The organism is Pseudomonas sp. GW821-FHT03A09 (assembly GCF_059421065.1).
The window spans coordinates 328,618-342,645 of sequence record NZ_JBWKUX010000003.1; the positions used below are offsets into that span (position 1 = coordinate 328,618).

The following is a 14,028-nucleotide window of genomic DNA, read 5'->3' on the forward strand; positions in this document are numbered from 1 at the left end:
CTTTCCTAATACTCAAACACGATACGGCCGCTTCCAGCGGGTAGATGCCAGATGAGTAGGCAAGTGGAGGAGGGCGTTTCCGCGAGTAGAAGAGGGCGAATGAGGCTATCCCCAGAATGCAAAAACGGCGCCCGAAGGCGCCGTTCTATTGACTGCATCTTGCTAAGCGATCAAACGCCCAGTACCGCGTGCTGCACCAGGGTGAGCAACGGTTGTGGGTACACACCCAGGAAGAACGCGAGCAGAGCGATGGCCAGCAGCATCACGCCGCCTGCCTTCTGTTCCCAATGCAGCTCGGCGTCTACACGGCGCAGGTTTGGCTCGATCAGGTACAGGGTGACCATCACGCGCAGGTAGTAGAACACGCCGATGGCGCTGCCCAGTACCAGAGAGGCAACCAACCACCATTCGTGGGCTTCAACACCGGTAGCGACGATGTAGAACTTGCCGATGAAGCCCGCAGTCAGCGGAATACCGGCCAGGGACAGCATCATCACGGTCAGCACGGCGGTCAGGTACGGACGGCGCCAGAACAGACCGCGGTATTCGTACAGGGCGTCGGCGTCACGGCCTTTGAACGGCGAGGACATCAGGGTGATCACACCGAACGCACCGAGGCTGGTGATCACGTAGGTGACCAGGTACACGCCCATGGCTTCCACGGCCAGGCCTTTGCTCGCCACCAGGGCGATCAGCAGGTAGCCGAAGTGAGCGATGGACGAGTAACCCAGCAGACGCTTGAGGTTGTTCTGGGTCAGGGCCAGCAGGTTACCGAACAGGATCGAAGCGATGGCGATCACGGTCAGCGCGGTGCTCAGCACGCCGGTGTTGGCTGCAGGCGAGATCTGGAACAGACGCACCATCACTGCAAACACAGCCACTTTCGACGCGGTCGCCAGGAACGCAGCCACCGGCGCCGGGGCGCCTTCGTATACGTCCGGAGTCCACAAGTGGAACGGTACCAGGGACAGCTTGAACGCCAGGCCGATCAACATCATGGCCAGGCCCAGTTGGGCGATTGGCGCAGGCATGTTGGTGGTGGCCAGGGCGTGGCCGATACCGGTGAAGCTCAGGCTACCGGCTTCGGCGTAGAGCAGGGCCATACCGAACAACAGGAACGCGGAACCGGCGGCCGACAGCACCATGTACTTGATGCCGGCTTCCAGGGAGCGCTTGTTGAAGAAGGCGTAGGCCACCAGGCCGTAGGTTGGGATCGACAGCAGTTCCAGGCCGATGAACAGGCCCGCCAGGTGCTGCGCGCTGACCAGCACGATGCCACCGGCCGCAGCCAGCAGGATCAGCAGGTACAGCTCTTCCTTGTTGCCTGGGTAACCAGTGCCGCCTTCACCCATATAGGCGTGGGCGAGGGTCACGCACGCCAGGGTCGCGACCAGGATCAACGCGATATACAGCAGCGCGAAGTCATCGACCATCATCAACGGCGTAACCGCCAGTGGCGCGACCTTGAGGGCCGGGATGATCGACAGCAGGGCCAGGTTCAGACCGGCACAGGACAGCAGGAACGTTTGCGAGTGATTGCGGCGCCAGGCGATTGCCAGCATCACCACCACGATGGTGAGGCTGGTAATCAGCAGCGGCGCAAGCGCGATAAAGTGTTGGATCGTGAATTCCATAGCGCTCTTACCGGGCCGAAGCGAGTTGAGAGAAGGCGGTGCCGAACCACTGCTGCACGCCATGCATCGTTGCGGCAGAAGTGTCCAGGAACGGTTGCGGGTACACGCCGATGTAGATCAGCAATACCGCAAGGCCGAGCACCATGATCAGTTCGCGAGCATCCATCCCTTGCAGGACGGTGTCGGACTTGGCCGGGCCGAAGTAGGCACGGTGGATCAAGATCAGCGAGTACACCGAACCAAACACCAGGCCGGAAGTCGCAATGGCACTGATCCACGGCGTCTGCACAAACGAGCCCATCAGGATCAGGAACTCGCCGATGAAGTTACCGGTGCCCGGCAAGCCCAGGGACGCGGCGGCGAAGAACAGGCTGATCGCCGGCAGGTAGGCGATGCGCGACCACACGCCACCCATTTCACGCATGTCACGGGTGTGCAGGCGCTCGTACAGCTGGCCACTCAGGATAAAGAGGGCAGCGGCCGAAACACCGTGGGCCAACATCTGGATCACTGCGCCTTGCAATGCCAGCTGGCTGCCGGAGTAGATGCCGATCAGTACGAAGCCCATGTGGGAAACGGACGAGAAGGCGATCAGACGCTTGATGTCGGTTTGCGCGAATGCCAGGAACGCACCGTAGAAGATCCCGATCAGACCCAGGGTCATGGCGATCGGCGCGAACTCGGCCGAGGCATTCGGGAACAGCGGCAGGGCGAAGCGCAGCAGACCATAAGCAGCGGTCTTCAACAGGATACCGGCCAGGTCCACGGAACCTGCGGTCGGCGCCTGGGCGTGAGCGTCAGGCAGCCAGGAGTGGAACGGCACCACCGGCAGCTTCACCGCGAACGCGATGAAGAAGCCCAGCATCAGGATGTACTCGGTGGTCAGGGACATCTTGGTCTTCAACAGGTCGGCGTAGTTGAAGGTAATCACGCCAGTGTTGTTGAAGTTGACCAGTACCAGGCCCAGGATCGCCACCAACATGATCAGGCCGGAAGCCTGGGTGAAGATGAAGAACTTGGTCGCCGCGTAGATCCGGGTTTTCTTGCCGTCCGAAGAACTGTGACCCCAGAGCGCGATGAGGAAGTACATCGGCACCAGCATCATTTCCCAGAAGAAGAAGAACATGAACAGGTCGAGGGCGAGGAACACGCCGACGACGCCGCCCAGGATCCACATCAGGTTCAGGTGGAAGAAGCCCACGTGACGCTGGATCTCTTTCCAGGAGCAGAGTACCGAGAGGATACCCAGCAGGCCGGTCAGCAGGATCATCAACAGCGACAGGCCGTCGAGGGCCAGGTGCACGTTGATGCCGAAGCGCTGGATCCACACGTGCTTGAATTCAAGCGCGAAGGTGGGGTCGACACCCGGTGCCGGAGCGAATGAGTAGTCACCGTGGGCCCACAGCCAGAGGCCGAGTGCGAGTTCCAGGGACATGGTCAGCAACGCAATCCAGCGGGGGAGGGTGGCGCCGAAGCGTTCACCCATCCAGCAGAGCAGGCCGCCGATAAAGGGGATCAGGATTAGCCAGGGCAGAATCATGACAGGCTCGTTTCCTTTCGCAAGTTCGCAAAGTTGGCAATGTTCGCAAGGTTCATAGACATGGTCAGACCGCTACCACGACGATGGCGCCGATCACCAGCACGGCACCGGCCGCCATGGAGGCTGCATACCAGCGCAATTGGCCAGTCTCGCTGCGGCTCAGGGCGGTGTGACCGGCCTTGGCGGCACGCGGGATCAAACCGATGGTCTGGTCGAGCGGGTCTTTGCGCAGTACATGGCTGATGGCCAGGTAAGGCTTGACGAACAGTTTGTCGTAGATCCAGTCGAAGCCCCAGGCGGCGAACCACCAGGCCGAAAGGAAGCGGCCGATGCCACTGTTGGCAACGGCGGTCACGAAGCGACGCTTGCCGAGGAACAGCAGGGCTGCCAGCAGGATACCGGCGATGGCAATGGCACCCGAGACGATTTCCAGACTGTGCTGGGCTTCGCCACCGGCATGGCCGACGCTTTGTGGCAGTACACCGTGCAGTGGCGGCGTGATCATGGCGCCGACGAAGGTCGACAACACGATCAATACCGACAACGGCAGCCAGTGCGAGATGCCGTGGCCTGCGTGTGCTTCGGTCTTGGCTTCACCGTGGAAGGTGATGAAGATCAGGCGGAAGGTGTACAGCGACGTCATGAACGCGCCTACCAGGCCTGCATAGAGCAGGTTCTGGTTACCGCTGGCAAAGGCTTCCCAGAGGATTTCGTCTTTGGAGTAGAAACCGGCAGTGACCAGCGGCAGGGCGGCCAGGGCGGCACCACCGACGATGAAGCTGGCGTAGGCCAGTGGCAGTTTCTTCCACAGGCCGCCCATCTTGAAGATGTTCTGCTCGTGGTGGCAGGCAACGATCACCGCACCGGAAGCAAGGAACAGCAGGGCCTTGAAGAAGGCGTGGGTCATCAGGTGGAAGATCGCCGCGTCCCAGGCGCCAACGCCCAGGGCCAGGAACATGTAGCCGATCTGGCTCATGGTCGAGTAGGCGAGGATACGCTTGATGTCGGTCTGCACCAGCGCGGCGAAGCCGGCCAGTACCAGGGTCACGCCGCCAACGATGCCTACCAGGTGCAGGATGTCCGGCGCCAGGGTGAACAGACCGTGGGTACGGGCGATCAGGTAGACACCGGCGGTTACCATGGTTGCGGCGTGGATCAGTGCCGATACCGGAGTAGGACCGGCCATCGCATCCGCCAGCCAGGTCTGCAGTGGCAGTTGTGCGGATTTACCGACAGCACCGCCCAGCAGCATCAGGGTCGCCAGGGTGATCCAGAAGTCGCCGACCTGGAATTTCTGCGGTGCCAGCACCAGCAGTTCCTGGATGTTCAGCGTGCCCACTTGTTGGAACAGGATGAACAGGCCGATGGCCATGAACACGTCACCGATCCGGGTCACGATGAAGGCCTTGAGTGCCGCGTTACCGTTGTTGCGGTTGCTGTAGTAGAAACCGATCAACAGGTACGAGCACAGGCCCACGCCTTCCCAGCCGAAGTACAGGAACAACAGGTTATCGCCGAGTACCAGGAACAGCATGCTGGCGATGAACAGGTTGGTGTACGAGAAGAAGCGCGAGTAACCGGCTTCACCGCGCATGTACCAGGACGCGAACAGGTGGATCAGGAAGCCCACACCCACCACCACGCCGAGCATGGTGATCGACAGGCCGTCGATGTAGATAGCGAAGTTGGGCTTGAAGCCCTCCACCGACATCCACTGCCACAGCACCAGGGTGTAATGGCCACCTTCCGGCGGCGCCACATTGAATTGCCAGATGACGTAGGCGGCAACGATCGCCGACAGGCCAATGGAACCCACGCCCACCAGGGCCGAGAGGTTTTCCGACCAGCGTCCACGGGAGAACGACAGCAGCAGGAAACCGATCAGGGGAAATACGAAAGTCAGAAAGATCATGTTCATCCGCGCATCTCACTGGCAGCGTCGATATCAAGCGTGTGGAAGCGACGATACAGTTGCAGCAGGATCGCCAGGCCGATACTGGCCTCGGCGGCTGCCAGGCTGATCACCAGGATGAACATGACTTGTCCATCCGGCTGGCCCCAACGTGCACCCGCGACGATGAAGGCCAGTGCTGCGGCGTTCATCATGATTTCCAGGCTCATCAACACGAACAGAATGTTACGGCGGACCATCAGGCCGACCAGGCCAAGGCAGAACAGGATGCCGGCGACCGCCAGACCATGCTCCAAAGGGATAGCAGGCATCGTCATTGCTCCTTGGCTTCGTTGCGGCCCAAGTGGAAGGCGGTGACGGCTGCAGCGAGCAGCAGCATCGACGCCAGTTCGACCACCAGCAGGTACGGGCCGAACAGGCTGATGCCCACGGCTTTCGCGTCTACGGTGGTGTGGCCGATGGCCTGGCCGCTCTGGTGAGCGAACAGCACATACAGCAGTTCACCCAGCAGCAGCGCTGCCAGCACAACCGGGCCTAGCCAGATGCCGGGTTTGAGCCAGACGCGTTCCTGGGCGACCGAAGCCGGCCCCAGGTTGAGCATCATCACCACAAACACGAACAGCACCATGATGGCGCCGGCGTAGGCGATCACTTCCAGCACACCGGCGAACGGTGCGCCGAGGCTGAAGAAGGTCATGGCCACGGCGATCAACGAAATGATCAGGTAGAGCAGGGCGTGCACAGGATTGGTGTTGGTGATCACGCGAAGCGTGGACACCACTGCAATACCGGACGCGAAATAGAAAGCGAATTCCATCTTTCTTCCTTAAGGCAGCAAGCTCTTCACGTTGATCGGCTCGGCTTCGTTTTGTGCGGCACCTTTCGGCTTACCGGCAACGGCCATACCTGCAACACGATAGAAGTTGTAATCAGGGTTTTTACCGGGACCAGAGATCAGCAGATCTTCTTTCTCGTACACCAGGTCCTGACGTTTGAACTCGGCCATCTCGAAATCCGGCGTGAGCTGGATTGCGGTGGTCGGGCAAGCTTCCTCGCAGAGGCCGCAGAAAATGCAGCGCGAGAAGTTGATGCGGAAGAAGTCCGGGTACCAGCGACCATCTTCGGTTTCAGCTTTCTGCAGGGAGATGCAACCCACCGGGCACGCCACGGCGCACAGGTTGCAGGCTACGCAACGCTCTTCGCCATCGGGGTCGCGGGTCAGTACGATACGGCCGCGATAGCGCGGCGGCAGGTACACCGCTTCTTCCGGGTATTGCAGGGTGTCGCGCTTGCGAAAGCCATGGCCGAAAACCATCACCAGGCTTCGCAACTGGGTACCGGTACCCTTAACGATGTCGCCAATATATTTGAACATGGGTCAAATCCTCACTGAACCGCGCCGGCTGGCGTGTTCAACAACACAACGGCAGCCGTCACCAGCAAATTGATCAGGGTCAGCGGCAGGCAGAAGCGCCAGCTGAAATCCATCACCTGGTCGTATCGTGGACGCGGAATGGAAGCGCGCAGCAGGATAAACAACATGATGAAGAACGCGGTCTTCAGGAAGAACCAGAAGAACGCCAACTGCGGCAAGATGCCGAACGGACCGTGCCAGCCGCCGAAGAACAGCGTGACCAGCAGGGCCGAGATCAAGATGATGCCGATGTACTCACCGACGAAGAACATGCCCCATTTCATGCCGGCGTATTCAATGTGGTAGCCGTCGGCCAGTTCCTGTTCCGCTTCCGGCTGGTCGAACGGGTGACGGTGAGTCACGGCGACACCAGCGATGAAGAACGTACAGAAGCCGAAGAACTGCGGAATGATGAACCACAGGTTTTGCGCCTGGTACTCGACGATGTCGCGCATGTTGAACGAGCCGACCTGCACCACGATGCCCATCAGCGCGAGGCCCATGAACACTTCGTAGGACACGGTCTGGGCCGAGGCCCGCAAGCTGCCCAGCAGGGCAAACTTGTTGTTACTCGACCAGCCGGCGAACAGCACCGCGTAGACCGACAAGCCGGCCATGGCGAAGAAGAACAGCAGGCCGATGTTCAGGTCCGCCACGCCCCAGGTCGGGGTGATCGGGATGATCGCGAAGGCGATCAGCAAGGCGCTCATGGCCACGACCGGTGCCAGGGTGAAGATCACCTTGTCGGCAAACGGCGGGGTCCAGTCTTCCTTGAAGAACATTTTCAGCATGTCGGCCGCGATCTGGAACATACCGAACGGGCCAACGCGGTTCGGACCATAACGGTCCTGCCACCAGCCCAGCAGGCGACGTTCGACGAAGCTGAGCAGGGCGCCCGCGACGACCACGGCCAACAGGATCACGACAGCCTTGAGGACCGCAATGATCACGTCGATCACTTCAGGGGTGAACCAGGTCATTGCGCTGCCTCCTGCAGACCGTCAACGGTTTTGCCAAAGATGGCCGCTGGAATACCGGCGAAACCTTTCGGCAGTGCTACCAGGCCAGCGCCCAACTCTTCGTTGATGCGCAGCGGCAGACGCAGGGTCTGGCCGGCCACGTTCAGGCTGAGCAGGGCACCGTCGTTGACGCCCAGACGGTCGGCTTCGGACTTGGCCACGGATACGTAGGCAGCCGGGATGCGTTCTTGAACCGGCGCGGCTTTCGAAGAGTTCTCTTCGCTGCCGAACAGGTGGAAGAACGGCACAACCTGCCAGGTGCCCTGGGCCGGGTTGAACGGACGCGGTACGGCGGCGAACCAGTTCAGCGAGTCGCCGGTGCTTTCGATCAGGCGGGTGCCCGGGTCGCCAGCACGGATGTGACCACCGACTTCGTCCTGGAACTTGTTCCAGGCTTGTGGCGAGTTCCAGCCTGGGGACCAGGCGAAAGGCACCTGCTGACGTGGCTCGACCGAACCCGAGTAACCTTCCATGGAGAAGGCGAACGCGGTGTCGGTGTCTTGCGGTGTGCGCGGTTCGTGCACGCTGATGTTGGCGCGCATGGCGGTACGACCGGAGTAACGCAGCGGTTCACGGGCCAGTTTCATACCCTTGATGCGGAATGCGGCGGACGGTGCAGCGTCGACGATACGTGCCAGTTGCGGCGCGCTTGCGGCGGCAGCGGCGGTCACGTGGTCGAGCTGGGTCCAGTCGATCGGCTGGTTCAGCAAGGTAGCGCGCAGGGCATGCAGCCAGCGCCAGCCTTCGTGTACCAGGATGCTGGCGTCCATGTACTTCGGATCGAACACCTGGAAAAAGCGCTGGGCGCGGCCTTCCTGGCTGACCAGGGTACCGTCGCCTTCGGCGAAGGTGGCGGCTGGCAGCACCAGGTCGGCACGTTCGCTGGTGGCGGTCTTCTGGTGATCGGCAACGATCAGCACCTTGGTGGCGTTGAGCGCGGCGTCAACCTTGGCGGTATCGGTGCGGGTGTACAGGTCGTTTTCCAGCACCACGATGGCGTCGGCACGGCCGTCAGTCACCGCTTGCAGGGCTGCGTCCACGGACTCGCCACCGAGCATAGCCAGGCCAAGGCTGTTGGCTTCCGGTACGACCAGGCTGATGGAGCCGTTCTTGTCGCGCAGCTTCAAGGCCTTGGCGATGTTGGCAGCGGCTTCGATCAGCGCCTTGGAACCCAGGGAGGTGCCGGCAATGATCAGAGGGCGCTTGGCTGCCAGCAGGGCGTCGGCGATACGCTGGGCCAGTTCAACGGCTTCAGTGTCCAGGCCTTCGACGGCAGGGGCACTGGCGTCGAGGGCGTGGGCCACGGCGAAACCGATACGGGCCAGGTCATCCGGCGCTGCGTGTACGCATTCTTCGGCGATGTCGTCGAGCTTGGTTTCAGCCAGGCTGGCGATAAACAGCGGGTTCAGCGCGTGTTGGCCGATGTTTTTCACCGCGGCGTCGAGCCAAGGCTGCACGCGCATGGCGTCGGCCATGTCTTCGGCCTTGCCTTTTACCGACTGGCGCAGGGACAGGGCGATACGCGCGGCGGTTTGAGTCAGGTCTTCACCGAGGACGAAGATCGCGTCGTGGTCTTCGATGTCGCGCATGTTTGGCACTGGCAGCGGGCTGTCGTTCAGCACTTGCAGGACCAGGCGGATGCGCTCCAGCTCACCGGCCTCGATGCCGCTGTAGAAGTGCTCGGCACCGACCAGTTCGCGCAACGCGTAATTGCTTTCGAGGCTGGCGCGCGGCGAACCGATACCGACGATGTTGCGGCCGCGCAGCAGGTCGGCGGCTTTATCCAGCGCGTCGTCCAGGCTCAGCTTGCCGCCGTTGGCCAGCAACGGCTGGCGCGGACGGTCTTCGCGGTTGACGTAGCCATAGCCGAAACGGCCACGGTCGCACAGGAAGTACTGGTTGACCGATCCGTTGAAGCGGTTTTCGATGCGACGCAGTTCGCCGTAGCGCTCGCCCGGAGAGATGTTGCAACCGCTGGAGCAGCCATGGCAGATGCTCGGCGAGAATTGCATGTCCCACTTACGGTTGTAGCGCTCGGAGTGAGTCTTGTCGGTGAACACACCGGTCGGGCAGACCTCGGTGAGGTTGCCGGAGAACTCGCTTTCCAGCACGCCGTCTTCGACACGACCGAAGTACACGTTGTCGTGGGCGCCGAACACGCCGAGGTCGGTGCCGCCGGCGTAGTCCTTATAGAAACGCACGCAACGGTAGCAGGCGATGCAGCGGTTCATTTCGTGGGAAATGAACGGGCCGAGGTCCTGGTTCTGGTGGGTACGCTTGGTGAAGCGATAACGGCGCTCGTTATGGCCGGTCATCACTGTCATGTCTTGCAGGTGGCAGTGACCGCCTTCCTCACAGACTGGGCAGTCGTGGGGGTGGTTGGTCATCAGCCATTCGACGACACTGGCGCGGAACGCCTTGGATTCTTCATCGTCGATGGAGATCCAGGTGTTGTCGGTGGCTGGGGTCATGCACGACATGACGATACGACCACGGGTGTCGTTCTCGTCAGTGTATTGCTTGACCGCGCACTGGCGACAGGCACCGACGCTACCGAGTGCGGGGTGCCAGCAGAAATACGGGATATCGAGACCGAGTGACAGACACGCCTGTAACAGGTTGTCCGCCCCATCGACTTCGAGCGCTTTGCCGTCTACGTGGATAGTGGCCATGGTTCAAAGTTCTTCGTTGGCCCGTTGTCAGCGGGCGTGGCTAATGGAATCTTGTTATTCATGGGCCTCAACACAGCCTTTACGGCGTCAGCCCATGAGAAAGCGAAGGGCACGGACCCTTCGCTTTTTAAAGCGTTACGCGCCGACTACGATCGGCCTTGCCAGAGGCGGGACGGCGGCGCTGGTAGGCGCGATGCCGGCTTCGAACTCCGAGCGGAAGTATTTGATGGCGCTGCCCAATGGCTCCACGGCGCCCGGTGCGTGAGCACAGAAGGTCTTGCCTGGGCCGAGGAAACCGACCAGACCCAGCAGGGTCTCGATGTCACCGGGTTGGCCTTCACCTTTCTCGATGGCCATCAAGAGCTTAACGCTCCATGGCAGGCCATCACGGCATGGGGTGCAGAAACCGCAGGATTCACGGGCAAAGAACTGCTCCATGTTGCGCAGCAGCGAGACCATGTTCACGGTGTTGTCCACCGCCATCGCCAGGCCCGTACCCATCCGGGTGCCGACCTTGCCGATGCCGCCGGCGTACATTTGTGCGTCGAGGTGCTCAGGCAACAGGAAACCGGTGCCGGCGCCGCCTGGCTGCCAGGCTTTCAAGGTGTAGCCGTCGCGCATGCCACCGGCGTAGTCCTCGAACAGCTCACGTGCGGTCACGCCAAACGGCAGCTCCCACAGACCAGGGTTCTTGACCTTGCCGGAGAAGCCCATGAGCTTGGTGCCCATGTCTTCGCTGCCTTCGCGGGCCAACGATTTGTACCAGTCCACGCCGTCGGCGATGATCGCCGGCACGTTGCACAGGGTCTCGACGTTGTTCACGCAGGTTGGCTTGCCCCACACGCCAACGGCGGCAGGGAAGGGCGGCTTGGAGCGCGGGTTGGCGCGACGGCCTTCGAGGGAGTTGATCAGTGCGGTTTCTTCACCGCAGATGTAACGCCCGGCGCCGGTGTGCACGAACAGTTCGAAGTCAAAACCCGAACCGAGGATGTTCTTGCCCAGCAGGCCCGCGGCCTTGGCTTCTTCCACGGCACGGTTGAGGTGCTTGGCAGCGGTGGTGTACTCGCCACGCAGGAAGATGTAGCCGCGGTAGGTTTTCAACGCACGGGCGCTGATCAGCATGCCTTCGATCAGCAGATGGGGCAGTTGCTCCATCAGCATGCGGTCTTTCCAGGTGTTCGGCTCCATTTCATCCGCGTTGCACAGCAGGTAGCGGATGTTGATGGATTCGTCCTTGGGCATCAGGCCCCACTTCACGCCAGTGGGGAAGCCTGCACCGCCGCGACCTTTGAGGCCGGCGTCTTTCACGGTCTGGACGATATCGTCCTGGGCCATGTCGGCGAACGCTTTGCGCGCAGCGGCGTAACCGTTCTTGGCCTGGTATTCGTCGAGCCATACCGGCTCGGCATCGTCACGCAGGCGCCAGGTCAGCGGGTGGGTTTCAGGCGAACGCTTGATCAGGTTGGCCGGGCCGAAAGATGTAAGGGTCATGGGTAGCCCTCAAGCAATTGGGTCACGCCAGCAGGCTGCACGTCACCGAATGTGTCGTCGTCGATCATCAACGCCGGCGCCTTGTCGCAGTTGCCCAGGCAGCACACCGGCAGCAGCGTGAAGCGGCCGTCCGGGGTGGTTTGGCCGAGGCCGATGCCCAGTTTGGTCTGGATCGCATCAACCACCGACTCGTGGCCGCCGATGTAGCAGACCATGCTGTCGCACACGCGAATGATGTGGCGGCCCACTGGCTGACGGAAGATCTGGCTGTAGAACGTGGCCACGCCTTCAACGTCGCTGGCAGGGATGCCAAGGATCTCGCCGATGGCGTAGAGCGCGCCGTCTGGCACCCAGCCACGTTCCTTCTGGACGATCTTCAAGGCTTCGATCGACGCCGCGCGCGGATCTTCGTAGTGATGCAGCTCGTGCTCGATGGCCGAGCGCTCGGTTTCACTCAGGGTGAAACGGTCTGTCTGGATAAGCGTGCTGTTCATGCTTAGCGGTCCACGTCGGCCATAACGAAATCGATACTACCCAGGTACGCAATCAAGTCCGCGACCATCTCGCCTTTGATCACCGAAGGGATCTGCTGCAAGTGGGCAAAGCTTGGAGTACGAATCCGGGTGCGGTAGCTCATGGTGCCGCCATCGCTCGTCAGGTAATAACTGTTGATACCCTTGGTCGCTTCGATCATCTGGAAGGATTCGTTGGCCGGCATGACCGGGCCCCACGAAACTTGCAGGAAGTGCGTGATCAGGGTTTCGATGTGCTGCAGCGTGCGCTCTTTCGGCGGCGGCGTGGTCAGCGGGTGATCCGCCTTGTACGGGCCGGCCGGCATGTTGCGCATGCACTGCTCGATGATCTTCAGGCTCTGGCGCATTTCTTCGACGCGCACGATGCAACGGTCGTAGGCATCGCCGTTGGCGGCCAGCGGCACTTCGAATTCGAAGTTCTCGTAGCCGGAGTACGGGCGCGCTTTACGCAGGTCGAAATCGCAGCCGGTCGAACGCAGGCCAGCACCGGTGACGCCCCATTCCAGGGCCTCTTTGGTGTTGTACTGGGCGACGCCGATGGTACGGCCCTTGAGGATGCTGTTGTCCAGCGCAGCCTTTTGGTACTCGTCCAGACGCTTGGGCATCCACTCGACGAATTCCTTGACCAGGCGCTCCCAGCCGTTCGGCAGGTCGTGAGCCACGCCGCCGATGCGGTACCAAGCCGGGTGCAGGCGGAAACCGGTGATGGCTTCGATGACCTTGTAGGCGCGCTGACGGTCGGTGAAGGTGAAGAACACCGGGGTCATGGCGCCGACGTCCTGGATGTAGGTACCCAGGAACAGCAGGTGGCTGGTGATCCGGAAGAACTCGGCCATCATGATGCGGATGGTGTCGACGCGGTCTGGCACCTTGATGCCGGCCAGCTTCTCGACCGAGAGCACATACGGCAGGTTGTTCATCACTCCGCCGAGGTAGTCGATACGGTCGGTGTACGGGATGAAGCTGTGCCACGACTGGCGCTCGGCCATCTTCTCGGCACCACGGTGGTGGTAGCCGATGTCCGGCACGCAGTCGACGATTTCTTCGCCGTCCAGTTGCAGGATGATACGGAAGGCACCGTGGGCCGAAGGGTGGTTCGGGCCGAGGTTGAGGAACATGTAGTCCTCGTTGGTGCCGGAGCGTTTCATGCCCCAGTCTTCCGGGCGGAAGCGCGCGGCTTCTTCTTCAAGCTGCTGCTTGGCCAGGTTGAGGCTGAACGGATCGAATTCGGTGGCGCGGGCAGGGAAGTCCTTGCGCAGCGGGTGACCTTCCCAGGTTGGCGGCATCATGATGCGCGTCAGGTGCGGGTGGCCCGGGAAGTCGATACCGAACATGTCCCACACTTCACGCTCGTACCAGCTGGCGTTCGGCCAGATACCGGTCACGGTCGGGATGCTCAGGTCGCTTTCGTTTAGTGCGACCTTGATCATCACATCGCTGTTACGTTCCAGCGACATCAGGTGGTAGAACACGGTGAAATCGGCACCGCTCGGCAGGCCCTGGCGCTTGGTGCGCAGACGCTCGTCCACGCCATGCAGGTCATAGAGCATGACGTACGGCTTGGGCAGGTTGCGCAGGAAGGTCAGGACTTCGACGAGCTTGGCACGCGCCACCCACAGCACCGGCATACCGGTGCGTGTGGCCTGGGCGGTGAAGGCGTCAGGGCCAAAACGGTTATTGAGTTCGACGACCACATCCTGGTCGTCTGCCTTATAAGGCGGGATGTACAGAGCACTGCCTGTAGTCATGGTTTTTTTATCGCTTTCGGTCAACGTAAAGAATGAAGCCAGGTGTTCGTTCTATTAAAAGAAGC

At 61.3% G+C, this 14,028-nt stretch carries 11 protein-coding genes; all 11 read right to left on the reverse strand.

The features are described from left to right. Positions 1-170: 170 nt before the first annotated feature. A complete protein-coding gene (gene nuoN, locus AC07V4_RS06760; RefSeq protein WP_492635471.1) occupies positions 171-1,634 on the reverse strand; it encodes an NADH-quinone oxidoreductase subunit NuoN in 1,464 nt (487 codons plus the stop codon). 7 nt (positions 1,635-1,641) lie between these two features. Next, a complete protein-coding gene (nuoM, locus tag AC07V4_RS06765; protein ID WP_492635470.1) occupies positions 1,642-3,174 on the reverse strand; it encodes an NADH-quinone oxidoreductase subunit M in 1,533 nt (510 codons plus the stop codon). 64 nt (positions 3,175-3,238) lie between these two features. Continuing rightward, positions 3,239-5,092: an NADH-quinone oxidoreductase subunit L gene (gene nuoL, locus AC07V4_RS06770; protein ID WP_492635469.1), complete on the reverse strand. Its 1,854-nt coding sequence runs from the start codon at positions 5,090-5,092 to the stop codon at positions 3,239-3,241. After that, a complete protein-coding gene (gene nuoK / locus AC07V4_RS06775; RefSeq protein WP_003174727.1) occupies positions 5,089-5,397 on the reverse strand; it encodes an NADH-quinone oxidoreductase subunit NuoK in 309 nt (102 codons plus the stop codon). The genes nuoL and nuoK overlap by 4 nt, the downstream gene beginning before the upstream one ends. A gap of 2 nt (positions 5,398-5,399) precedes the next feature. Then, a complete protein-coding gene (gene nuoJ, locus AC07V4_RS06780) occupies positions 5,400-5,903 on the reverse strand; it encodes an NADH-quinone oxidoreductase subunit J (RefSeq protein ID WP_016974048.1) in 504 nt (167 codons plus the stop codon). A 9-nt stretch (positions 5,904-5,912) separates the two neighbouring features. Next, positions 5,913-6,461, reverse strand: coding sequence for an NADH-quinone oxidoreductase subunit NuoI (gene nuoI / locus AC07V4_RS06785; protein ID WP_003174725.1), 549 nt, complete (start codon positions 6,459-6,461; stop codon positions 5,913-5,915). Between the two features lie 11 nt (positions 6,462-6,472). Continuing rightward, entirely contained in the window at positions 6,473-7,480 is a 1,008-nt protein-coding gene (gene nuoH, locus AC07V4_RS06790; RefSeq protein WP_060755669.1) for an NADH-quinone oxidoreductase subunit NuoH, read from the reverse strand. Next, positions 7,477-10,191 (reverse strand): NADH-quinone oxidoreductase subunit NuoG, encoded by a 2,715-nt coding sequence (gene nuoG, locus AC07V4_RS06795; RefSeq protein WP_492635468.1) that lies wholly within the window; start codon positions 10,189-10,191, stop codon positions 7,477-7,479. The genes nuoH and nuoG overlap by 4 nt, the downstream gene beginning before the upstream one ends. Positions 10,192-10,326: 135 nt before the next feature. Continuing rightward, positions 10,327-11,682, reverse strand: a complete 1,356-nt coding sequence (gene nuoF, locus AC07V4_RS06800) for an NADH-quinone oxidoreductase subunit NuoF (RefSeq protein WP_177013872.1) — start codon at positions 11,680-11,682, stop codon at positions 10,327-10,329. Further along, positions 11,679-12,176, reverse strand: a complete 498-nt coding sequence (gene nuoE, locus AC07V4_RS06805) for an NADH-quinone oxidoreductase subunit NuoE (RefSeq protein WP_431751399.1) — start codon at positions 12,174-12,176, stop codon at positions 11,679-11,681. The genes nuoF and nuoE overlap by 4 nt, the downstream gene beginning before the upstream one ends. Positions 12,177-12,178: 2 nt before the next feature. After that, positions 12,179-13,963, reverse strand: coding sequence for an NADH-quinone oxidoreductase subunit C/D (gene nuoC, locus AC07V4_RS06810; RefSeq protein WP_492635467.1), 1,785 nt, complete (start codon positions 13,961-13,963; stop codon positions 12,179-12,181). Positions 13,964-14,028: the final 65 nt, after the last annotated feature.